Origin of the sequence: Candidatus Caldatribacterium sp. SIUC1 (assembly GCF_051549785.1) — a bacterium.
Classification (GTDB): domain Bacteria; phylum Atribacterota; class Atribacteria; order Atribacterales; family Caldatribacteriaceae; genus Caldatribacterium.
On the sequence record NZ_CP189974.1, the window covers coordinates 1836760 to 1859038 of the forward strand.

Genomic DNA, 22279 nt, shown 5'->3' on the forward strand with positions numbered 1-22279 from the left:
GCGCACAGGGAAACTCCCTAAAAGACATTTTAGAAGATTGTTCACATTCTGTAAACCCTTCAGGTCACATGGATTTCCCCTGGAACCTTTCCGCTTCTTTCTCCAGAGCTTTCAGCCGACGGTACACCTCGCCCTTGGAAACGGGAGGCGAACAGTAACTCCCAAGTTCCCGGAGTGAGGCATAGGGGTAACGGATTCTCAAAAGGGCAATCTCTCTGAGCTTTGGCGGAAGCGATTCCAGAGGAAGGTTTCTGATTTTCTCCCGCTGGCGCAGGGAAGACCGGACAGTTCGCTCAAGGTTTGAGGTGGTGTAGTTCACCCAGCGGGTGAGGTCATTGACCGTTTCCTTCTCCACACGCAGGCGTTCGAGTTCCAGGTGGCTCCGGAAGGCTCCAAGGTATCCCAGGAAAAGGCCGATGGTCTCCGCGTTTTTGGTGTAGAGGTGCCACTCGCTCTTGACCTGGCGGCAGCGAAAGGGTATCCCCTGGGCTTTAAGGGCTTCCTGGACAAGGAGTGCCCATGCCCTTGAGGGAAACCGAATCTCGAGCTGGTAGCTCCGCAGAGGGTCTCCCACGTACCCCCGGAGTTCGAAAATCCCCCGGATGAAGTCCGCAGCAACCTCTTCTTTGAGGAAATCAGTAAGGGCGGAGACATCGTAGAACCCGAAATCCTCAAGAACTGCTTTGGAAACACCGATTTCCAGGTGATAGAAAAGTCCTGAGTGGATACCCCGTTCCCTGGAACGTCCAAGCTCGTAAGGTGCAAGAGGAGAGAACTCCCTTTTGAGAACGAGACACTTCTTGAGAGGAGCAAGAGAAGAATGTGAGAGGCGAAGGAAAAGCCCTTTTTCTCCTTTCCGGATCACACCACTCCGCAAAAGACCAGCAAACTCAGCCCTTCGCCGCTTCTTCTCGGAAGGGAAAAGCGCACAGAGCTCATCCTGAAGAAGCGCCCGAAAGTCCATGCTGGTAGACCTCTTGAAGCCGCTCTTTGAGACGGGTGACGACCTCCCGAGGAATCCTCAGGCGTCTACTCACCTCTTCAGGATCCGCTTCACAGAGTGCTCGTAAATCCTCAAAGGCGGCAAGAATCTTCTCCCGCCGCTTTGGCCCAATACCCTCCACCTCCTCAAGGAGTGAACCAAAGGACTTCTTGTTCCTCCGCACCCGGTGGAAGGTCACAGCGAAACGGTGCGCTTCGTTTCTCACCCGCTGCAGGAACTGCAGAACCTCGGAGTGAGGAGGAAGCACAAGGGGCGCAGTTCTCTCGGGAAGGTAAACCTCCTCAAACTCCTTGGCCAGGGCAAGCACCGGACAGGAAACGCCGAGTTCCCGGAATACCCCAAGCGCCACGTTGAGCTGCCCCCGCCCCCCATCAAGGAGCAGAAGGTCGGGAAGGTTCCCTTCCCCTGATTGCAACCTCCGGAAATGCCGGACAAGGACCTCCCGCATCATGCCGAAGTCGTCGGGATGGCCCTCGCTCTTCACAATGAACTTTCGGTACCTTTTGGGGTATGGAACTCCGTCAAGGAAGGCCACCACCACTCCCACAGCCTCTTCGCCCTGAAAGGTGGAGATATCCACACCCTCCACAAGGCGGGGGAACGAGGGGAGTCCAAGGAGATCCTGGAGACCCCGAAGGAGCTCTGTTGACGCTCGCTCACGTTTTTTACGCCTGAGCGCCTCCGCCTCGAGGCTCTTCTGGGCGTTCTCTAAAGCCAGAAGCATCATTTCCTCTTCCTCACCGCTATAAGGAGGGGTAACCGTAAAGGGGAAGAACTCGCTGAGTTCCTGGAGAGCTTCCAGGTGCTCCACCGCCACACATACCCGCCTGGGAAAGCAGAAAGCGTGGAGGTATATCTGCTCCAGGAACTCTCGAAGGAGTGCCTCCTTACTCTGCCATCCCAAAGACGAGGCAACAAAGCTCTCGATCCCGATGAGCCTTCCCTGGCGAACGCGGAGCACCACAAAAAGCGCGACCTCTTCGTCACAGACAACCTCCACAAAGTCAACGTCTTCAGGCTGCGAGAGGACCAGGCGGTATCGCGTTGCGACCTTCTGGAGAGCTTCGAGCTTTTCCCGGTAGTAGATGGCCCGCTCAAAATCCAGGGCATCTGCGGCTTTCCACATCTCGTCCTCAATCCACCGGGCGATCTCCTCATACTTTCCGTTGAGGAAATCCACGGCTTTCCTGAGGTTCTCCTGGTACTCTGCCCGGCTCATGTGACCCACACAGGGAGCTCCACAGAGGCCAAGTTCAAAATCGATGCAGGGCCGGCGAAGAGGGAAAGAGGATTCGGGAATGGTACATCCCCGCAGACGAAAAATCGACCGGAGGAGCTTCAGGCCTTCCCGGGTCTTCCGGGAATCCGTGAAGGGTCCAAAATACACCCCTTCACCCCCGGTTTTTCTCCGGGCAAACCGAACCGCAGGGAAATCCCCTCTTGTCTCGAAAAGGATATAGGGATAACTCTTGTCATCCCGAAGACGGAGGTTATAGGGAGGACGGAAACGTTTGATCAGGTCTTCCTCAAGAAGGAGTGCTTCGTGTTCGTTTCCCGTCACAAAGTACTGCACCGACGCAACGGCCTCAAGCATTCCCTCTTTGAGCGGGGAAGAAGCCCGGTAGAAATGGGACTTCACCCTCTTGAGGATGTTCACGGCCTTGCCGACATAGAGGACCTGACCTTCACCGTCCTTCAGGACGTACACCCCGCACTCCGCAGGGAGGCAGTCAAGGTCCCCCCGTTTCACCTCAAAGGGGACATAGTTCCTTCTTTCGGTCAGCCTGCAGCACCTCTCTCAGGAACTGGCCTGTGTAGGAGGAGGGAACCTGGGCGACTTCTTCTGGAGTTCCCTGAGCAACGATGTAGCCACCCTTCTCTCCCCCCTCAGGACCCAGGTCGATGAGATAGTCACACGATTTGATGACGTCGAGGTTATGCTCGATGATGAGTACAGTGTTCCCCCGGTCCCGAAGCTCAAGCAGCACCGAAAGGAGCTTCTCGACATCGGCAAAGTGCAGCCCGGTGGTCGGTTCATCGAGAAGATACAGGGTTCTTCCCGTTGCCACTTTTCCAAGTTCCCGTGCGAGCTTCACCCGCTGCGCCTCCCCACCGGAGAGGGTTGTGGCCGATTGCCCGAGTTTGATGTATCCCAGACCAACCCGCTGGAGCACCTCGAGTTTGCGCCGGATGGTGGGGATATGTTCGAAGAACCCTATAGCCTCGTCAACGCTCATGTCCAGAACGTCGGCGATGTTCTTCCCCTTGTACTTGATGTCGAGTGTTTCCCTGCCGTAGCGTTTCCCCTGGCACTGCTCGCAGGTCACAAAGACATCTGGGAGGAAATGCATCTCGATTTTGATGACGCCATTCCCCTGACAGGCCTCACATCGCCCACCCTTGAGGTTGAAGCTGAACCGTCCTGGTTTGTACCCCCGAGCTCTGGACTCTGGAAGCTGGGCAAAAAGCGCCCGGATATCGGTGAAAACTCCAGTATAGGTGGCAGGGTTTGAGCGGGGGGTTCGCCCAATCGAGGACTGGTCGATCACGATGACTTTATCAATGTACTCCACACCCTCAATGGCATCGTGGTCTCCAGCAACCTCCCGGGATCCATGGAGCATTCGAGAAAGTCCCCGGTACAGGATATCGTAAAGGAGCGTGCTCTTCCCTGAACCGGAAACCCCTGTGATGCCCACAAGAAGCCCAAGGGGAATGCTCACCGTGATGTTCTTGAGGTTGTTTGCCCGGGCGCCTCGCACCACAAGCCACTCATTTCCCGGGGGCTTTCTCCTGGCAGGCACAGGGATGCATCTTCGACCACTGAGATAGAGTCCAGTAAGACTCTCGGGATTCTCCATGATTTCCTGGGGTGAACCCGAGGCCACAACTCTCCCGCCCTTTTCCCCCGCTCCGGGACCAATATCCACCACAAAGTCTGCATTCCTGATGGTTTCGGCATCGTGTTCCACCACGATCACCGTGTTCCCAAGGTCCCGGAGCTTCTTCAAAATGGCAATGAGCTTCTGGTTGTCCCGGGGATGGAGGCCGATGGTGGGCTCATCGAGGACGTAGAGAACCCCTACAAGACCGGAACCAATTTGTGTCGCCAGGCGTATTCTCTGCGCCTCTCCACCGGAGAGGGTGGCGGCAGAGCGATTGAGGGTCAGGTACTCAAGACCGACCTCCTTCAGAAAGCCCAGGCGGGAACGGATTTCCCGCAGCACCGGTTCTGCGATGACCGCCTCGTTCCCGGAAAAGCTGAGGTTCTCGAAAAACTCAAGGAGTTCTCCAATGGTCAGGCGGGAAAGGTCTCCAATGGAGAACCCTTGAATCTTCACCGAAAGGCTTTCCTTTCGGAGGCGGTCTCCCTGACACTCAGGACACACTCTGGTTGAGAGGAACGGAGCAATCTCTTCCTGTTCCCACCAATCCTGGGCATTGGCAAGCTTTCGCTCAAGAATGGGGATGACACCTTCAAAGACTCCGTTGCCGTAGAGGACGAAATGCCGCTCCTCTTCGGTGAGATCCCGGAATGGCCGGTTGGTCGGGATGCCCCGTGCAGCAAACGCCCGACGAACCCGTGCCCCCCAGTAGCTCTCTGGATCCAGATGGTCCCAGGGAACAATAGCCCCCTCGTCGATGCTCTTCGAGTAATCGGGCACCACGAGATCCGGATCCACAAAGGCAAGAAACCCCAGGCCACTGCAGCGAGGACAGGCACCGTAGGGGTTGTTGAAAGAGAACATCCGGGGAGTAATCTCCGGGAAATTCACCCCACAGTCCACGCAGGCAAAACGTTCGCTGAAAAGGAGCTCCTTTATCGACCCCTCCTCCCATATCCCAACCTTGAGCACACCCTTCCCGTAACGAAGGGCGATTTCCACAGAATCACTCACCCGGCGTTCAATATCCTCCTCAATGATAATCCGGTCAACGATGAGGTCGATGTCGTGTTTTTTGTTCCGATCAAGCTCTATGTTCTCCCACTCTTCCAGGTCAAAGATTTCCCCATTGATGCGAACCCGGGCGAATCCGTTTTTGAAGAGGTCAGCAAGGAGCTTCCGGTACTCCCCTTTTCTTCCCCGCACCAGAGGAGCCATGATGAGGACCCTGGACCCCTGGGGAAGGGAGAGGATTTCATCGGTAATCTGCTGCACCGTCTGGCGAGCAATGGGTTTCCCGCACTGGGGACAGAAAACCCTGCCACACCGGGCAAAAAGCACCCTCATGTAGTCGTAAATTTCTGTGACCGTCCCCACGGTAGAACGGGGGTTATGGGATGAAACCTTCTGGTTGATGGCAATCGCCGGGGAGAGCCCTTCAATGGTGTCCACGTCGGGCTTCTCCATCCGCTCCAGGAACTGCCTGGCGTAAGAAGAAAGGGACTCAAGGTACCTCCTCTGCCCTTCGGCGTAAATGGTGTCAAAAGCAAGAGAGGACTTCCCCGAACCGCTGAGACCAGTAATGACCACGAACCGATTCCGGGGAATCTCAAGGTCCACGTTTTTCAGGTTGTGTTCTCGTGCTCCACGAATGACAATCTTACCGTCCTGCATCGTTCTCGCCCCGGTGCAGTGCTTGCTTCTCCTTTAGGGATCGCAAACGGAAGATCTCATCCCGCAGAAGGGCGGCTTTCTCAAACTCCAGGTGTCTGGCCGCTTCCTTCATCTCCCGGGTCAGCCGCTCAATGAGCCGCTCCAGGTTCTCCTCGCTCTCCTCGAGTTCCTCCACAAGGAGACAGGCCTCCTCTGCCTCCCTGGAAAGACCGGCCTCTTCAGGAATGAGGGTTCGAACCTCCTTCGTGATGGTCTGCGGCACAATCCCGTGTTCTCTATTATACGCCTCCTGAATAGCCCTCCGCCGTTTCGTCTCCGCCAGAGCCCGCTCCAGAGAACGGGTCATGGTGTCGGCGTAGAGGATGGCCCGTCCTTCGGCGTTGCGCGCCGCCCTCCCAATTGTCTGGATGAGCGCCACCTCAGACCGCAAAAACCCCTCTTTGTCGGCATCAAGAATCGCCACAAGGGCTACCTCCGGGAGGTCAAGGCCCTCCCTGAGGAGGTTAACCCCCACAAGGACGTCGAATTCCCCTGCTCGAAGATCCCGGATAATCCGGGCCCGTTCCAGGGTATCAATCTCTGAGTGCAGGTATCTCACCCGAATACCCAGGCTGTACAGGAACTCGCAGAGGTCCTCGGCGCTCTTTTTGGTAAGCGTGGTGACGAGAACCCTCTGATTCTTCTGTACCACCTTTCGAATCTCCCCTACGAGGTCCTCGACCTGACCCCTGGCAGGACGCACCTCAACCTCCGGGTCCAGAAGGCCGGTGGGTCGGACGAGCTGCTCCACCACCTGAGCGCTCACGCTCAGTTCGAACTCCCCCGGTGTCGCCGAAACGAAAATGCATCGGGAAATCTTCTTCTCAAACTCTTCAAACCTCAGGGGCCGGTTATCGAAACAGGAAGGAAGGCGAAAGCCGAATTCCACAAGGCTCTCTTTCCTTGAACGATCCCCCTCGTGCATCCCCCGAAGCTGGGGAACCGTCACATGGGATTCGTCGACGAAGAGGAGGAAGTCCTCCGGAAAGTAATCGAGCAAAGTATAGGGCGGTTCCCCAGGTTGACGGCCATCGAGATAGCGGGAGTAATTTTCGATTCCCGGGCAGTATCCCGTCTCCCGGAGCAGTTCAAGGTCGTACCGTGTCCGCCGTTCCAGGCGTTCCGCCTCAACAAACCTTCCCTGGGAGAGGAAATAGGCCACCCGTTCCTGAAGTTCCTCCTCAATCCCAAGAAGCGCCCGCTCAAAGATCTCCTGGTCCGCAAGGTAATGCCGGGCGGGGTAGATGAAGACCTCGTCGAGCTTCCCGAGGACCTTCCCACTCACAGGGTGGAGAACCTTAATGCTCTCTACCGTATCCCCAAAGAACTCGAAACGAAAGACCTCCTCGCTATAAGCCGGGTAGACCTCAACGGTGTCGCCCTTCATGCGAAATACCCCCGGCACGAACTCCACTTCATTCCGCTCGTAGAGAAGGTCCACGAGACGGCGGGCAAAGTCCTTCCTTTTGCAGACGTCCCCCACCCGGACACGGAAAACCCGGCGGGCGTACTCCTTTGGGGAACCAATGCCGTAGATGCACGAAACGGAAGCCACAATGATGACATCGTTGCGTTCCATCAGAGCGCTTGTTGCCCGAAGACGCAACCGGTCGATGTACTCGTTAATCGAGGCGTCCTTTTCGATGTAGAGATCGTACTCAGGGACGTAGGCCTCAGGCTGGTAGTAATCGTAGTAGCTCACGAAATACTCCACGGCGTTCTCGGGGAAAAACGCCCGCATCTCGCTATAGAGCTGAGCAGCCAGGGTCTTGTTGTGAGAGATAAGGAGAGTCGGCCGGTTGTATCGGGCAATGACGTTGGCCATGGTGAAAGTCTTCCCCGACCCGGTCACCCCAATAAGGGTCTGGTACCGGTACCCCCGGAATAACCCCTCAACCAGCCGCTCAATGGCCTGGGGCTGATCGCCACAGGGACTGTATGGTGCCACAAGACGGAAGGTTCCCCTCTTCATAACCCCTTCACTTTCATAGAAAACCCGAATCCCCCTCTCCTATTTCCCGGAGAACCAGTCTGGAAAGAGGGAGAAAACCCTGTGTACCAGGAGCTCTGTGGAGGAGTCGTTGACGAGGACCTTCGAGGCCCTCCGGCGGAGAGCGGGGAGAAACCTCTGGGCGCTCAAGCGAAGCACAATCTCCTTCTCCTGAAGCCCCTTTTTCTGCAACCGTTCACGGCGAACGTGCCAGGGGGCATCCACAAAAAGGAGGTCCGAAAGGAGAGGGCACAAACCTGCTTCAAAAAGCACCGCCCCCTCGACCACAACGAAATCCGTCCGGAACCTTTGGCAGCGCCTCCGCACTTCCCAGAAAAGCAGGGGATGGGCAAGGCCGTTGAGGCGAAAGAGCATTGGCCAGCTTCGAAAAACCAGCCAGGCAAGCTTCCGCCTCTCGAGGTTCCCCTGCCCGTCCAGAAAAAAGCGCCCGAAGGCGAGAACAATGAGCTTCCAGAGGGGTTTCCCCTTCTGGGAAAGCTCCCGGGCAAGGTCGTCAAGGAGAATGACAGGAATTCCCCTTTCCTCAAAAAGGGCGGCAACCGTGCTCTTTCCCGAGGCTACCCCACCCCCGATACCGAGAATCCTCGGTTCCTTACTCCCTGTAGACCTCAACGTACCTCTTGATGGCCTGCTCCCAGGAGAAATCGCTCGCCATAGCATTGGCCACCATGGTACGGAAGAGGTCCTGGTCCTCAAAGTACACATGGAGTGCCCTCCTGATCGTCCGGAGCAATTCACTGGCAGAGAATTCTCCAAACTGGAATCCGGTGCTGAGGCGGGGATTGAACGGATAGTCAACAACCGTATCCCTGAGCCCACCCACCCCTCGGACGATAGGGAGCGCACCGTAACACATGGCAATCATCTGGCTGATGCCGCAGGGCTCAAAAAGCGATGGCAGCACCAGGAAGTCCGAGGCGGCATAGGCAAGGTGGGCAAGGCCCTCGTCGAACATCACCATCACCCGCAACCTGGGATAGTACTGCTCAAGGTCTTTCAGCGCTCGCTCGTAGAAGGCCTCACCCATACCGAGGAAGAACCAGTACGCCGGAAGGGAGAAAAACTCCTCAGGACGTTCCAGGAAAAGCCGTATCCCCTTTTGCTCCACAAATCGGGAAATGAAGGCGATGACGGGAAGAGTTGTCTCCGCCCTTAGACCAAAGTGCTTTTCCAGGAAACGGAGTTTGTTCTTTCTCTTCCCCTCAAGGTTCTCCCTCCCGTAGTGTTCCTCAAGGAAAGGGTCAAGACCGGGGTGGAAGATTTCCGTGTCGATGCCGTTGACGATTCCCACGATTTTCTTGCGGTGGGACAGAGCCCGAAGAAGACCATCAAGACCTTCCCCGAATTCGGGAGAGCAGATTTCACGGGCGTAGGTAGGGCTCACGGTGGTGATGACGTGGGAGAAAAGGAGACCCGCCTTCATGAGATTGAGGTTACCGTAAAACTCGAGGTACTCGTGGGTGAAGAAGTGGCTGGGGAGGTTGACCAGTCGGAAGAGCTCTCCCCGTCCAATGCCCTGGTAGGCAAGATTGTGAATGGTAAAGAGGACTTTTGTGGCTCTGGGCCGATACTGGGGCCAGTACCGCTCAAGGTAGGCACAGAGGAGAGCGCTCTGCCAGTCATGACAGTGCAGGAGGAAAACTTCTTCCTGCCAGCGCACCAGGTACTCAAATACTGCCCGGGAGAAGAAGATGAACCGCTCGAGGTCATCAGGATACCCGTACATCCGTTCACGCTCAAAAAAGCGTTCACAGGCCACAGCGAAAAGGGATTGGCTGTCGCTTACTTTGTACTCGAGGAACTCCGCCCGAGCCATGGTCTCCCCAAAGGGGAACTCCAAAGTCCTCTGCCTGGCAAAAGGGAAATCCTGCAGCATTCGGGCGTATCCGGGGAGGAAGAGCTTGACCTGAAACCCAAAGCGGGGGAGGTATTTGAACAGGGCCCCCACCACGTCTCCCAGACCACCACTCTTGGCAAAGGGATACGCCTCTGAAGCAACGAGCACGACCTCCACGTTCATTCTCCCTCCCCTATGACCAGAAGTCCATACTCCCCTTTCCTTCTCTCCACAACCTCAAGCCGCCATCTCCCTTTAAGGAACCGCTCTGACAACACACCGAGAAACTGCCTGAAATCCCCAGAGAGAGGGATATCGGCAGAGAACCGCTTCCCCACCCTGTACAGTCGCCGGACACCCCCTGCGCTCAGGACCCAGGCCAGAAGGCGGAAAACCTCCTCCCGGCAGGTATTTTCATAGGAAACGAGAAGTTCTTCCCGGGATTCCCCGTATCTCCCCACAAACCGCCATCCATAGAGTGTCGGCAACGCAACGTACCCGCCAACTTCCTGGATCCTCTGCATCAGATCCCCCGGGGGAACGACTTTCTCCACCACAAAGGCACAGGGAGGGACAAAGAGAGGAAGGTCAAGGAAACCTGTCGCAAAGGAGAGTTCCCCAAGGGCAAATTTGAGCACAAGCGGGACCTCGACATTCCGGTAGACCTCAGAAAGCGCTGTCTCACAGGCTATCCACTTCCGAGCTTCTTCAAGAAGCATACTGAGTGCTCCAAAGGAGAAGGTCTTCCCGAGTCCCTCAAGGTGCCGCGAATTCTCAGGCGGTGGAAAGAGGCAGGGATAGACAACCCACAGGAGAACCTGACCCCAGAAAACCTCCGGCGTCTCAAGGACTTTCCCCAAATGCTCTGCATCTGGCTGAACACAGGAAATAAGGTACCCCCGGGGCTGTCCTGGGGGAATGCCAGCGACGTTCTCCGGGTCCTTCCCATCGGTCACAAAGAGGTCCCTCCCGCGGAGCACAAGGTACAGACTCTGCCGCTTCTTCTCAATCCGTTCTCGGAGCCTTCGAAGCTCGAGCTCTTCGAGTTTCTGAAGAAGGCGCGGCCAGCTCACCCGCTCAGGACTCCAGGGCTCCACACGGCAGTCAAGGGGGACATCCCTGCGAATGGTCACGAGTACCCGGTTCGTCTCCACCTGCTCTCGGGCCCTGAGGAGACTCTCTCGTAGAGATGGAGGGAGTTCCGCAATATGGGCAAGAATCCCTTCCCAGCTTGTGAACCTCTGCAAGAGCTGTGCCGCCCTCTTCTCCCCAATGCCCCGCACACCCTGAATGTCATCGGACACATCGCCGCTTAAAGCCAGAAAGTCAACAATCTGAGCAGGGGTGATACCGAACTCCCGTTCCACGTCCCGGGGGCCTATGGGGCGCAGGCGGGTAACCCCCTGAACCGGCTGGAGGAGCACCGTGTGCTCATCAAGGAGCTGCAGAAGGTCAAGGTCGGAGGTCACCACATAGAGAAGGTATCGTCCTCCAAGACACTCCTTGAGGCTTCCGATAAGGTCATCCCCCTCGAATCCCGGGACCTCGAGGATGGGAAAACCAAAATACGAAAGGATTTCCTTGATATCCTCAAGCTGGGGTCGAAGGAGATCGGGCATGGGTTTCCGGGACACCTTGTACTTCTCCTCAAGGGCGTGGCGGAATGTCTTCTTCGGATGGTCAAAGGCCACCACAATGGTGAGGGGCGAGTAATCCTCAAGCAACCTCATCAGCATATTGCAGAACCCGAGGGTCGCTCCCGTTGGTCGCCCCGAAGACGTGGTAAGCCTTGGCAGTGCATAAAACGCCCGGTACGCCAGCGAAGTCCCGTCAACTGCAATAACCAGCTTTTGATTTTCCATCTTGCTTGACAAAGCCTGAAGCTCCACTATAATCTACAACGGAGTGCCGAAGTGGCGGAACTGGCAGACGCACTAGACTCAAAATCTAGCGGGGTCCACACCCCGTGCGGGTTCGACTCCCGCCTTCGGCACCATGTCACTCCTTAAGGAAAAACCCCGTTGGCTCCTGTACCTCTCCACCGCGAATGATTCGCTTCTCCACCTCTCCACCACGGAGCGTTACTTCCACTCCCTCGACTCCTTGCTCCTCAGGCAGGCCAAGGGTGTATGCGAATGCCCGATCCAGGGCTTTCTTCAGCATCTCCTGCCACTTTTCATCTCCTCCAAAACGGAGGGTGACCTCTTGGAGGAAACGATAGACAAGACGTGGGTCCTGCATCCAGTCTTCCTGGGTGAGGTTCTCTAACGCTCCCTGAAGCGCCCGCTCCTCATAAGGAGCAAAAAGGGGGCTTAGGCGCTCTTTTGCCCAGCGGAAACACCAAGCAGCAAGGTAAAGGGAGGAAAAGTCCTTCCGCCCAAGAAGCACCAGGGCTAAGGGAGCAAGGGTAGACCAGCCTTCCTCCCGGGAAAGAGTTGGACTCTCCTCTTGCAGGAAAAGCGTTCTGTACCTCTCCACCACCTCCCCGTCCTGGACGAAGGACGGTGCGTAAGCCCGCCACTTCTGGAAGGCATCCCGGTGGCGAGGGGAGGAAAGGAGCACCAGACGCCACTCCTTCACCGCCTCCTGCAGCTGCCCCATCTGCTCGAGGGTCTTCCCCAGCCAGTACCGGGCATCCACAAACTGAGGGTCCATCTCTAAAGCCTTCCTGTAGGCTTCCAGAGCCCTTGCATAGTCTCCTTGGGAGAAGTAGATATATCCGGTACGGTAGTACTCCTCTTTCGTCTGGGCAAAAGCAGAGATCCCGCAGGAAACCAGGATAACCACAACGAACACGAAGGCGATGGCAACCCGCCTCACGGTTTCCCTCCTAAAGCGTCTTTAAACTCCCGGTACCCTCACCCACAATACTCTGAATGGCCTCTCGAGCTTCGTCACTCCAGGAAACCCAGAAGGCGCTATCAAGCTCAATCCACCACTCACCCTCACCGCCCTGGAGGCGAAGCATAACCGGACAGTTCCCGGGAAATCTCCGGAGACAGTCCCGGAGGGCATAAAGGGTTCGAAGGATATCCTTCTCCACCTCAAGGTCGATCACGACTGCTCTGGCCAGTTTCCGATTCCACTCCTCAGGGTCAAAGAGGGCATCGGCAACGATTTTGTTCTCGCCGCTATCGAGGATGTCGAGTTTCCCCACCACTCCGAGCACCTTCCCACCCTCAAGCCGCTCTTTCAGCTCTTCAGAGAGGTTGGGGAAAAAGATGACCTCGATGCTTCCCGTCTCGTCCTCAAGAGTCACGAAGTACATGTCCCCTCCTGTTTTGGTGATGATTTTCCGCACGTTGCCCACCATGCCCACAACCTTCACCCGCATTTCCTCCTTGAGCATCCGCAAATGCCCCAGGGGGAAGAAAGGCAGATGCCGCAACCCCGCCACCGCTTCCCGGAAAGGATGGTCACTCACGTAAAACCCAAGCATCTCCTTCTCCATCTGAAGGAGCTCCTGGCGGGAGAACTCTGCGACTTCCCGAAGGAGAGGCATCCCCCCGGAAGCCACCTCTTCTCCAAAGAGGGAGTGCTGCCGCAGCTCTTTCTTCCGCCGTCTTGCCCCATAGGACAGGATGTCCTCCAAAGAGGCCAGAAGCTGCGCCCGATTCGGATGGAGCCCTCCAAAGGCCCCGGCCTTAATAAGGCTTTCAAGAACCCGCCGGTTGACAATGCGACTGTCAACCCGCTCGATGAAGTCGAAAATACTCCGGTACCGGCCCTCTCTCCGGCGCAGGAGAATTTCCTCCACCGCACTCTCACCCACATTCTTGATGGCTGCAAGACCAAAGCGAATACGCCGATCCCCCACCACCGTGAAGTTGGCCAGGCTCTCGTTGATATCCGGAGGCAACACATCAATGCCCAAGCGCCGGCACTCGGCAATGAATTTTGCCACCTTGTCGCTGTCGTTGGCCACACTCGTGAGGCAGGCCGCAAGGTACTCGGTGGGGTAATGGGCCTTGAGGTATGCCGTCTGATACGACACAAGCGCATACGCTGCGCTGTGGGACTTATTGAAACCATACCCTGCGAAGTACTCGATGATGTCAAAGAGCTCTTCAGCCTTTTCCCGGCTGTGACCTCGCTGCACTGCACCGCTAACGAACTTCTCCCGCTGTTCCTTCATCACCTCGGGTTTCTTCTTCCCCATGGCCCGGCGGAGAATGTCAGCCTCTCCGAGGGTAAACCCGGCGAACTCACTGGCAATCTTCATCACCTGTTCCTGGTAGACAATCACACCGTACGTTTCCCGAAGAATGGGCTCCAGAGAGGGATGAGGGTACGTCACCGGGACTCTTCCCTGCTTGCGGTCGATAAAATCGTCGATCATGCCGCTCCCCAGAGGGCCTGGGCGGTACAGGGCCAGAATGGCGATGAGGTCCTCGATGTGTTCGGGTTTCAGGCGTTTCAGGAGTTCCCGCATCCCTGCACTCTCAAGCTGGAACACCCCAACGGTCTCTCCCCGGGCAAGGAGCTCATAGGTGGTGCGGTCATCTAAAGGAATCCGATCAAGGCGGATCTCCTCACCCCGGGTATTTTTAACAATCCGCAGAGCTCGCTCAATGACCGTGAGCGTCCTCAAACCCAGGAAATCCATCTTGAGCAGGCCGAGTTCCTGAAGAGCGTCCATATCAAACTGCGTGACGATTTCTCCCTCGTTCATCCTCTGCAGAGGAACGTAATACGTGAGCGGTCGGTCGGCGATAACCACTCCAGCGGCATGGACCGAAGCATGGCGGCACATCCCCTCAATACGCTGAGCAAGATCAAGAAGCGTCTTGGCCTCCTTGTTCTCCTCGGCGAGCTTCCGCAGTTGAGGATTGGATTCCATCGCCCGCTCAAGGGTAACCCCCGGTCCTCCAGGAATGAGCTTGGCGATTTTGTCCACGTCACCGTAACTCCATCCCAGTGCCCTTCCCACATCGCGCACAGCCTGGCGAGCCATCATCCGCCCGAAGGTGATGATCTGGGCAACGTTGGTGGCACCGTACTTCTCGGTCACGTACTTGATGACTTCATCCCTTCGCTCAAAGCAAAAATCGATGTCGATATCGGGCATGCTCACCCGCTCAGGATTCAAAAAGCGCTCAAAGAGAAGGCCGTACTGCAGGGGGTCGATATCAGTGATGCCAAGAACGTAGGAGACGAGACTTCCTGCTGCCGACCCCCTCCCCGGTCCGACCATGATGCCCCGTTCCCGGGCAAAGTGCACGAAGTCCCACACAATGAGGAAATAGGTCGCGTACCCCATGCTCTCGATCACTTTGAGTTCGTACTCAAGCTGCTTTCGGACCCGCTCGGGAGGAGGGTCTCCGTACCGCCGCCTAAGCCCTTCTTCACAAAGGTACACAAGGTACGAGAAGGCATCGAAACCCTCGGGAACGTCAAAACGAGGGAGAATGACCTTCCCGAGTTCGATGTCCACACGACAGCGCTCAGCAATACTCCAGGTATTCTCAATGGCCTCAGGAAGAGAAGCGAAACGCTCAATCATTTCCTGAGGCGACTTCAGGTAGAAGTCCTGGGTCGGGAAGCGGAGCCTTTTGGGGTCATCGAGAGAAGTCGCCGTCTGAATCGCCAGGACAACGTCATGCATGTAGGCATCCCGGGCGTCGAGGTAATGGCAGTCGTTGGTGGCCACAAGGGGAATGCCGGTCTTCCGGGCGATGGCGACCAGAGCCTCGTTGACCGTTCTCTGTTCGGGAATCTTGTTCTCCTGGAGCTCGAGGAAGAAATTCTCCGGGCCAAAAATGTCCCGGTACTCCAGAGCACAGCGTTCGGCTTCCTCGACATTCCCCGCAAGAACCAGCCGGGGAACTTCTCCCGCAAGGCAAGCCGAAAGCGCAATGAGCCCGCGGGAGTACTCCCGCAAAAGCTCCTTATCCACCCGGGGCTTGTAGTAGAAACCCTCAAGGAAAGCCCGGGTAACGAGTTCCATCAGGTTCCGGTACCCCTCCTCATTCTCTGCAAGGAGCACAAGATGGTACGCCGGCTCGCTCCCCTTCACCACAACCTTCTCAAAACGACTTCCAGGGGCAACGTAGACCTCGCAACCGATGATAGGCCGAATGCCTTTCTCCTTCGCCTTTTTATAGAAATCCACAACGCCATACATGACCCCGTGGTCGGTGATGGCCACAGCCTCCATGCCATAGGCAGCCACGCGTTCCAGAAGCTCATCGATACGGATCACGCCATCGAGGAGACTGTACTCGGTATGGAGGTGGAGGTGCACAAACTTCATGTCACTCACCACCTGAAAGCTCCCGGAGGAGCAAATGCTTCACCACTTCAGGACTGGCCTGCCCCTTTGTGGCCCTCATAACCTGCCCGATGAGGAAATGCAGTGCCTTCTCCTTCCCCCGGAGGTAATCGGCCACACTCTGGGGATTCTTTTCGATAACCTCACGAACGACCTTCTCGAGATCCCGCTCACTGGTGAGGAACGAAATCCCCTTTTTGAGCATGACGTCCCTTGCACCCATCCCCGTTCTGAACATCTCCTCAAAGATGCCCTTGGCCAGGGAAATACCGATTTCCCTGCGCTCCACCATCTTCAAAAGCTCTGCCAGCATCGACGGGGTGACCTTGCTCTCCCGAATACCGATATTGAGACTGTTGAGGTTTTTCAGGACCTCGGTGAGTATGAAGTTGCAGACTGCCCGGGGAGAAGGAAACTCCCGGACACACGCTTCAAAGAATTCCGCAAGGTCATGGTCCTGAGCGAGGATGTACGCCTCGGGCTCAGGGAGTTCGTACTCCCGCATGAATCGTTCCTTCTTCTGTAGAGGTAACTCAGGAATGGTCGCCTGTATTTCCTGGAGCATCTCCGGAGGAATGCAAAAGGGAAGAAGGTCTGGGTCAGGAAAATACCGGTAATCTTCTGCTTCCTCCTTCCCCCGGGAGGGAACGGTCACCTGGCGCACCTCATCCCAGTGGCGAGTTTCTTGAACCGGAGTTTTCCCCGATCGAAGAAGCTCTGTCTGGCGTTCAACTTCGTAACTCAGGGCCCGAAAGACCGATCGAAAAGAGTTCATGTTCTTGATCTCCACCTTGGTACCCGGCGTCTCCGGAGAAAGGGAAACGGAGACATTGGCATCGCAGCGCAGTGACCCCTCTTCCATGTTCCCGTCGCTCACCTCAAGGTACCGCACGATGCTCCTGAGCATCACCAGGCACTCCTTTGCCTCTTCAGGAGAGTGGAGATCCGGCTCGGTGACGATCTCAACAAGCGGGATGCCAGCCCGGTTAAAATCGACCCCCGAGACCGCTCCCCGGAGATCCGGCCCTTCGTGGACGAGCTTCCCCGCGTCCTCTTCCACATGAACCCTCCGTATACGAACTCGCTTCTTTACCCCCTGAAGGGCGAATTCCAGTACCCCCCGCACCCCGATGGGGAAATCGTACTGGGAAATCTGGTACCCCTTGGGGAGGTCGGGATAGAAGTAGTTCTTCCGGTGGAAAACCACCTCCGGCAGAACCTCGCACTGTAGCGCCAGGGCGGTTTTTATCGCAAGTTCTAAGGCTTTTCTGTTGAGCACTGGAAGTGCTCCGGGAAGGCCCATGCAAACCGGGCACACCAGGGTATTGGGGGGTTTCCCGATGTAGTCGGTACTGCAACGACAGAACATCTTCGCCCTGGTCAGGAGCTGGCAGTGAACCTCAAGCCCGATGGTCACGTAGATGTTCTCCATCCTCAGGACCTCCTCTCCGGCCCAATCTCGGGGAAAGGAAGGGGAAGCGAAAGCATTTGTTCGACAAAGCGCGCCAGGGCAAAGAGGACTCTTTCCTGAAAAGGACCGGCAATGATCTGCATGCCCACCGGAAGACCATCCTCGTACCCACAGTTCATGGCAATGGAGGGCACGCCAGCCATGGCTGAGGGGATGGTGAACACATCGGCAAGGTACATCTCATAGGGATTTTTGGTCCGCTCCCCAAGGAAAAAGGGGAACACCGGAGAAACAGGAGTCACAAGAAGGTGACAGGTTGTGAAGGCCTCTTCGAAATCCCGCCGTACCAGCGTTCGCACTTTCATGCCCTTCAGGTAATAGGCGTCGTAATATCCTGAGCTCAGAGAGTACGTCCCAAGGAGAATTCTCCGTTTCACCTCCGGACCAAAACCAAAGCTCCTTGTTTGGAAATACATGTCCTGCAGTCCCCGGTCCCCTCCCTTCCTCATCCCGTAGAGTACACCATCGTACCGGGCAAGGTTTGAGCTCGCTTCAGAGGGAGCTACGATATAGTACGCTTCCAGAGCGTAATTCGTGTGGGGCAGGGAGACTTCAACGAGTTCCAGGCCTTCTTTCTCGAGCTCCCGAAGTACCGCGGTAATGACCCTCACAATCCGGGGGTCCACCCCCTCGGAGAAGTACTCCCGGGGAAGGCCGATCTTCATCGTCCGTATGTCCTCCTGCGGGGGAATCTCCCCCCGGGAAAAGGGGGGATAGGGAGCACAGGTGGAGTCCCGCTCATCTTTGCCGCTTATCACCTCAAAAAGGGTGATGGCGTCTTCCACAGTTCGCGTCATCGGGCCAATCTGGTCCAGGGACGAGGCAAAACTCACAAGTCCGTATCGGGAAACCCGTCCATACGTTGGGCGAAGCCCCACGATGCCGCAGAAGGCCGCCGGCTGGCGCACCGAACCCCCGGTGTCGGACCCCAAGGCTAAAGGAGCCTCAAAAGCAGCCACAGCCGCGGCAGACCCACCACTGGACCCTCCGGGAACCCGGTTGAGGTCGAAGGGATTCCTCGTCGGACCAAAAGCGCTATTCTCCGTCGACGATCCCATGGCGAACTCGTCCATATTGGTTTTTCCGATGATGATGGCTCCAGCCCTCTCAAGGCGCTCGATGACGGTGGCGTTGTACGGAGGAATGAACCCCTCAAGAATTTTCGACCCACAGGTTGTGGGTATGCCAAGGGTACAGATGTTGTCCTTGACGGCCACAGGGATCCCCCAGAGTGGGGGGTAAAGATCCCTGCCTTTCCATTCTCTCTCAAGCCTTCGGGCCCGCTCAAGGGCGTTCTCCCTGTTCACAAAAAGAAAGGCATGGAGGAGGGGATCCACTTCTTCAATGCGCCGAAAGAACGCCTCGAGCACCACAGAAGGAGAGAGCTCTCCCCGGGCAAAGAGCGCGTGGTAATCCCGAATGGTGAAATTCCGGAATTCCTCAAGATTCATGACGGCTTCTCCTCTTTCTCCACAACCTTGGGGACGATGAAATATCTCCCTTCCACACGGGGGGCATACTGCAGAACGAGGTCGCTCCCCTGCCACTCCACAGGCTCATCGGTATTCATGGGAGGATCGCTCCAGGAGATATGAGAAGTCGGAGAAACCCCCTCAAGCTGGAGTTCGTTCAGCTTCTCAAAATGGGCAATAATGTCACTAATGTCCTGGAAAAAGCGGAAGAACTCCTCTTCCGAGAAGGACAGCTTGGCAAGATGGGCAATCTTTCGGACTTCCTCAAACGACACCCTGGCACGCATTGAGGATCACGCTCCCATCATTTCGTAAAACTCTTCCTCCGTAAGGATCCGGACGTTCTTCTGACGGGCCTCCTCAAGCTTTCCCCCAGGGTTCTCTCCCACAACGAGGTAATCCACTTTTCGGGAGACGGCATTGGCGACCCTGCCGCCTCTCTGGCGGACGAGTTCCTCCGCCTCCTTCCGGGAAAAGCGAGAGAGCGTTCCGGTAAAGACAAAGGTCTTCCCCTGCAGAGGACCCTCCAGGGAAGCCGCGACCTCTGCGGTTTCCTCCTCCGGAACCACCCCAAGGGCCTCGAGCTCCTCAAGCATGGCCCGGTTTTCGGGATTTCTGAAGAACTGCCACACCGCCTCAGCAACTTTGGGACCTATACCCTCCACAGCCAGAAGGTCCTCAAACGAAGCCTCCATGATCTTTCTGAGGGACCCAAAGTGCTCAGCCAGAAGCTGGGCCACAAACTCTCCCACGTACCGGATGCCCAGAGCGTACAGGAACCTCGCCAGAGGTCGTTTCTTGGATCGCTCAATGGCCTGCAGGAGGTTCTCTGAGGATTTGTCACCCATCCGTTCAAGCTTGAGGAGTTTCTCCTTGGTCAGACGGTAGAGGTCGGGAATTGTTCGAACATACCCCTTGTCCACCAGCTGGTCGATGAGTTTCTCCCCAAGCCCCTCGATGTCCATGGCATCTCGAGAGGCGAAGTGGCGAAGACGCTCCTTAATCTGGGCAGGGCAATTCGCATTGATGCAGCGGACGGCAACCTCGCCCTCTTCCCGCACCACGGGTGAATGGCAAACCGGACAGCTGGTAGGCATGGTGAAAATCCTTTCGCTTCCGTCTCTCCGTTCCTTCAGGACAAGGACAACCTCGGGGATGACCTCTCCTGCTCGCCCCACAATGACCCAATCCCCGATGCGGACATCCTTTCGCCGCACCTCATCCTCATTGTGGAGCGTTGCTCGTCTCACCACCACACCGCCGACCTCCACCGGCTCAAGCACCGCCACAGGAGTCAGCGTCCCGGTTCGCCCCACGTTGACCTCGATGTCTAAAACCCTGGTCACCGCCCGCGTGGGTTCAAACTTGTAGGCGATGGCCCAGCGAGGGCTTTTACTCGTCGCTCCAAGGAGCTCCTGGAAGGTGAGGTTGTTCACTTTGACCACGAGCCCGTCGATGTCGTAATCGAGGGTCTTCCGCTTCTCTTCCCACTCCCTGTGAACGGCGATGACCTCCTCAATGTCCCGGGCGAGCTGCGCGTTGGGGTTGACTTTAAATCCGAGGTCTTTCAGAAAGTGTAGGAGTTCCCAGTGGGTGGTCGGGTACCAGGGGCTTTCAATGAGGTATGCTCCGTAGACGAAAATGTCGAGCTTCCTCTGAGCAGTGACGTTTGGGTCAAGCTGCCGCAAAGATCCGGCGGCTGCGTTCCTGGTGTTGGCAAAAAGGGGTTCACCCCTTTTTGCCCGTTCCTCGTTGAGCTTCTCAAAATCCCCCTTGTGCATGAACACCTCGCCCTGGACCTCAATGAGACTGGGAACCTTTTCCCCAAAAAGACGCAGGGGAATACTCCTTATGGTCCGCAGATTCAGGGTCACATCCTCACCAGTGGTTCCATCGCCCCGGGTTGCACCGCGGACAAACACCCCGCCCTCGTACCGCAGGTTTACCGCAAGGCCATCAATCTTGAGCTCAACCACATACTCCACCGTTTCCGTCCCCAGCATTCTCTTCACCCGTCGATCGAAGTCTCGCATTTCCTCCTCGGTGAAGGCATTGTTGAGACTCAGCATCGGTCGGGCATGGGTAAAGGGAACAAAGCCTTCCTGAGGTTTCCCGCCCACCCGCTGGGTCGGAGAATCCGGTGTGACAAGGTCAGGGAAAAGCGCTTCGAGCTCTTCGAGCTTCCGCATGAGGGCATCGTATTCCTCATCGCTGATCTCGGGACTATTGAGGACGTAGTAGCGGTAATCGTGGTACCGGATGATTTCTCGAAGCCGCTCAATCTCCCTTTTCGCCCGCTCCCTGTCCATGTGTCCCCCTCCTACCAGAGTTCCTCCCTTACTATTGTATCATCCCGGCGAGGACCAACAGAGATGAGCACCACCGGAACCTCCAGAAAATCCTCAAGGGATTCTACAAAGGCCCGCACCGCCTTGGGAAGGTCACCGTACGACCGCACTTTTGAGATATCCTCGTCCCACCCCTCGAACTCCCGGTACAGCGGTCGACACAGAGGCCAGAGAGAAGGGTCCATGGGGAAATCCTCGAGGATCTCTCCCCGAACCTCGTAGGCATAGCACCATCTGACCCTGGGGAGTCCCCCAAGAACATCGAGCTTGGTCAGAGCCAGCGAGGTGATGTGGTTGACACGGAGGGCGTACCTCAAGACCACCCCGTCAAGCCATCCACAGCGGCGGGGACGCCCGGTGGTGGCACCGTACTCTCCCCCTTTTTCCCGAAGGTACACCCCGGTGGTATCCATGAGTTCTGTCGGAAAGGGCCCTTCACCCACCCGTGAGGTATAGGCTTTGCACACCCCAAGGACCTCGATATCGGTGACCGGGCCCATACCGGCACCAAGGAGCGCGCCACTGGCCACCGGATAGGAGGAGGTGACGAAGGGATACGTCCCGTGGTCGAGATCGAGCATGGTCCCCTGAGCACCTTCGATGACGATACGTTTTCCAGCCCGCCACGCCTCATACAGAAACCGCGAGGTGTCCCGAACATAGGGCCGCAAATGCTGCCCGTAGGCGAGGTACTCTTCAAGAATCGCCTCATAGGAGAGCGGGGGATGGGAGAAAATGCGCTCCAGAATCCAGTTCTTGTACTCGAGAACCGGCCGGAGCTTTGCAGCGAAGATTTCAGGATGCAGAAGGTCCACAACCCGTATGCCCCAGCGGGCAACCTTATCCTCATACGCTGGCCCAATACCCTTGCCCGTGGTTCCGATTCTCCCCTTCCCCCGAAGGCGTTCATAGAGCCCGTCAAGCAGGCGGTGATACGGCATGACCACATGGGCTTTTTCGCTGACAAAAAGCCTTTCTTGGAAGACAACCCCCTCCTGCTCGAGGAGGCGAACCTCTTCGAAGAACGCCAGGGGATCGATGACCATCCCGTCACCGAGAATACAGACCTTTCCGGGCAGAAGGACGCCAGAGGGAATGAGGTGGAAAACGTATTTCTTCTCCCCCACGATGACCGTGTGCCCAGCGTTGTTCCCTCCCTGAGCCCGTACCACCACATCTCCTGACTGGCTCAGGTAGTCAACAATCCTCCCCTTGCCCTCGTCCCCCCAGTGCGTTCCCACCACAATGCAGATGCTCACTCCCACCAC

14 protein-coding genes and 1 tRNA gene are annotated in these 22279 nt (G+C 56.8%); 1 reads left to right on the top strand and 14 read right to left on the bottom strand.

What is annotated here, in order from left to right:
• Nucleotides 1-64: 64 nt before the first annotated feature.
• The 7 genes from whiA to ACP6EK_RS09660 are packed head-to-tail and all read right to left on the bottom strand — an operon-like array spanning nucleotide 65 to nucleotide 11311.
• The gene (gene whiA, locus ACP6EK_RS09630) at nucleotides 65-964 is read right to left on the bottom strand and encodes a DNA-binding protein WhiA (RefSeq protein WP_438315847.1); all 900 of its coding nucleotides are present in this window, start codon (nucleotides 962-964) and stop codon (nucleotides 65-67) included.
• Nucleotides 936-2711 (bottom strand): excinuclease ABC subunit UvrC, encoded by a 1776-nt coding sequence (gene uvrC, locus ACP6EK_RS09635; protein ID WP_438315850.1) that lies wholly within the window; start codon nucleotides 2709-2711, stop codon nucleotides 936-938. Before uvrC ends, whiA begins: the two co-directional genes overlap by 29 nt.
• A 43-nt stretch (nucleotides 2712-2754) precedes the next feature.
• A complete protein-coding gene (gene uvrA, locus ACP6EK_RS09640) occupies nucleotides 2755-5562 on the bottom strand; it encodes an excinuclease ABC subunit UvrA (RefSeq protein ID WP_438315853.1) in 2808 nt (935 codons plus the stop codon).
• Nucleotides 5549-7573: an excinuclease ABC subunit UvrB gene (uvrB, locus tag ACP6EK_RS09645; RefSeq protein ID WP_438315856.1), complete on the bottom strand. Its 2025-nt coding sequence runs from the start codon at nucleotides 7571-7573 to the stop codon at nucleotides 5549-5551. Before uvrB ends, uvrA begins: the two co-directional genes overlap by 14 nt.
• A gap of 39 nt (nucleotides 7574-7612) precedes the next feature.
• On the bottom strand, nucleotides 7613-8224 hold the full coding sequence (gene coaE / locus ACP6EK_RS09650) for a dephospho-CoA kinase (RefSeq protein ID WP_438315858.1): 612 nt from the start codon (nucleotides 8222-8224) through the stop codon (nucleotides 7613-7615).
• Nucleotides 8205-9632 carry a glycogen synthase gene (locus ACP6EK_RS09655; RefSeq protein ID WP_438315861.1) on the bottom strand — a complete coding sequence of 476 codons (1428 nt, stop codon included), beginning with the start codon at nucleotides 9630-9632 and terminating at the stop codon, nucleotides 8205-8207. The genes coaE and ACP6EK_RS09655 overlap by 20 nt, the downstream gene beginning before the upstream one ends.
• Nucleotides 9629-11311: a 5'-3' exonuclease gene (locus ACP6EK_RS09660; protein WP_438315864.1), complete on the bottom strand. Its 1683-nt coding sequence runs from the start codon at nucleotides 11309-11311 to the stop codon at nucleotides 9629-9631. Before ACP6EK_RS09660 ends, ACP6EK_RS09655 begins: the two co-directional genes overlap by 4 nt.
• Nucleotides 11312-11356: 45 nt before the next feature.
• On the opposite strand from ACP6EK_RS09660, the gene ACP6EK_RS09665 reads away from it, so the two are divergent.
• A tRNA-Leu gene (locus ACP6EK_RS09665) sits at nucleotides 11357-11445 on the top strand.
• A gap of 2 nt (nucleotides 11446-11447) precedes the next feature.
• On the opposite strand, the gene ACP6EK_RS09670 is transcribed toward ACP6EK_RS09665, so the two are convergent.
• Genes ACP6EK_RS09670 through ACP6EK_RS09700 form a run of 7 tightly spaced genes read right to left on the bottom strand, consistent with a single transcriptional unit; the run spans nucleotide 11448 to nucleotide 22270 of the window.
• Nucleotides 11448-12269, bottom strand: coding sequence for a tetratricopeptide repeat protein (locus tag ACP6EK_RS09670; RefSeq protein WP_438315866.1), 822 nt, complete (start codon nucleotides 12267-12269; stop codon nucleotides 11448-11450).
• 10 nt (nucleotides 12270-12279) lie between these two features.
• Nucleotides 12280-15702, bottom strand: coding sequence for a DNA polymerase III subunit alpha (locus ACP6EK_RS09675; RefSeq protein ID WP_438315868.1), 3423 nt, complete (start codon nucleotides 15700-15702; stop codon nucleotides 12280-12282).
• Nucleotide 15703: 1 nt separating this feature from the next.
• Entirely contained in the window at nucleotides 15704-17152 is a 1449-nt protein-coding gene (gene gatB / locus ACP6EK_RS09680; protein WP_438315870.1) for an Asp-tRNA(Asn)/Glu-tRNA(Gln) amidotransferase subunit GatB, read from the bottom strand.
• Between the two features lie 2 nt (nucleotides 17153-17154).
• Nucleotides 17155-18642 (bottom strand): Asp-tRNA(Asn)/Glu-tRNA(Gln) amidotransferase subunit GatA, encoded by a 1488-nt coding sequence (gene gatA / locus ACP6EK_RS09685; protein ID WP_438315873.1) that lies wholly within the window; start codon nucleotides 18640-18642, stop codon nucleotides 17155-17157.
• Nucleotides 18639-18950 carry an Asp-tRNA(Asn)/Glu-tRNA(Gln) amidotransferase subunit GatC gene (gene gatC, locus ACP6EK_RS09690; protein WP_438315875.1) on the bottom strand — a complete coding sequence of 104 codons (312 nt, stop codon included), beginning with the start codon at nucleotides 18948-18950 and terminating at the stop codon, nucleotides 18639-18641. Before gatC ends, gatA begins: the two co-directional genes overlap by 4 nt.
• Before the next feature lie 6 nt (nucleotides 18951-18956).
• A complete protein-coding gene (ligA, locus tag ACP6EK_RS09695; protein ID WP_438315877.1) occupies nucleotides 18957-20972 on the bottom strand; it encodes an NAD-dependent DNA ligase LigA in 2016 nt (671 codons plus the stop codon).
• A gap of 11 nt (nucleotides 20973-20983) precedes the next feature.
• Entirely contained in the window at nucleotides 20984-22270 is a 1287-nt protein-coding gene (locus tag ACP6EK_RS09700; RefSeq protein ID WP_438315880.1) for an adenylosuccinate synthase, read from the bottom strand.
• Between the last annotated feature and the right edge of the window lie 9 nt (nucleotides 22271-22279).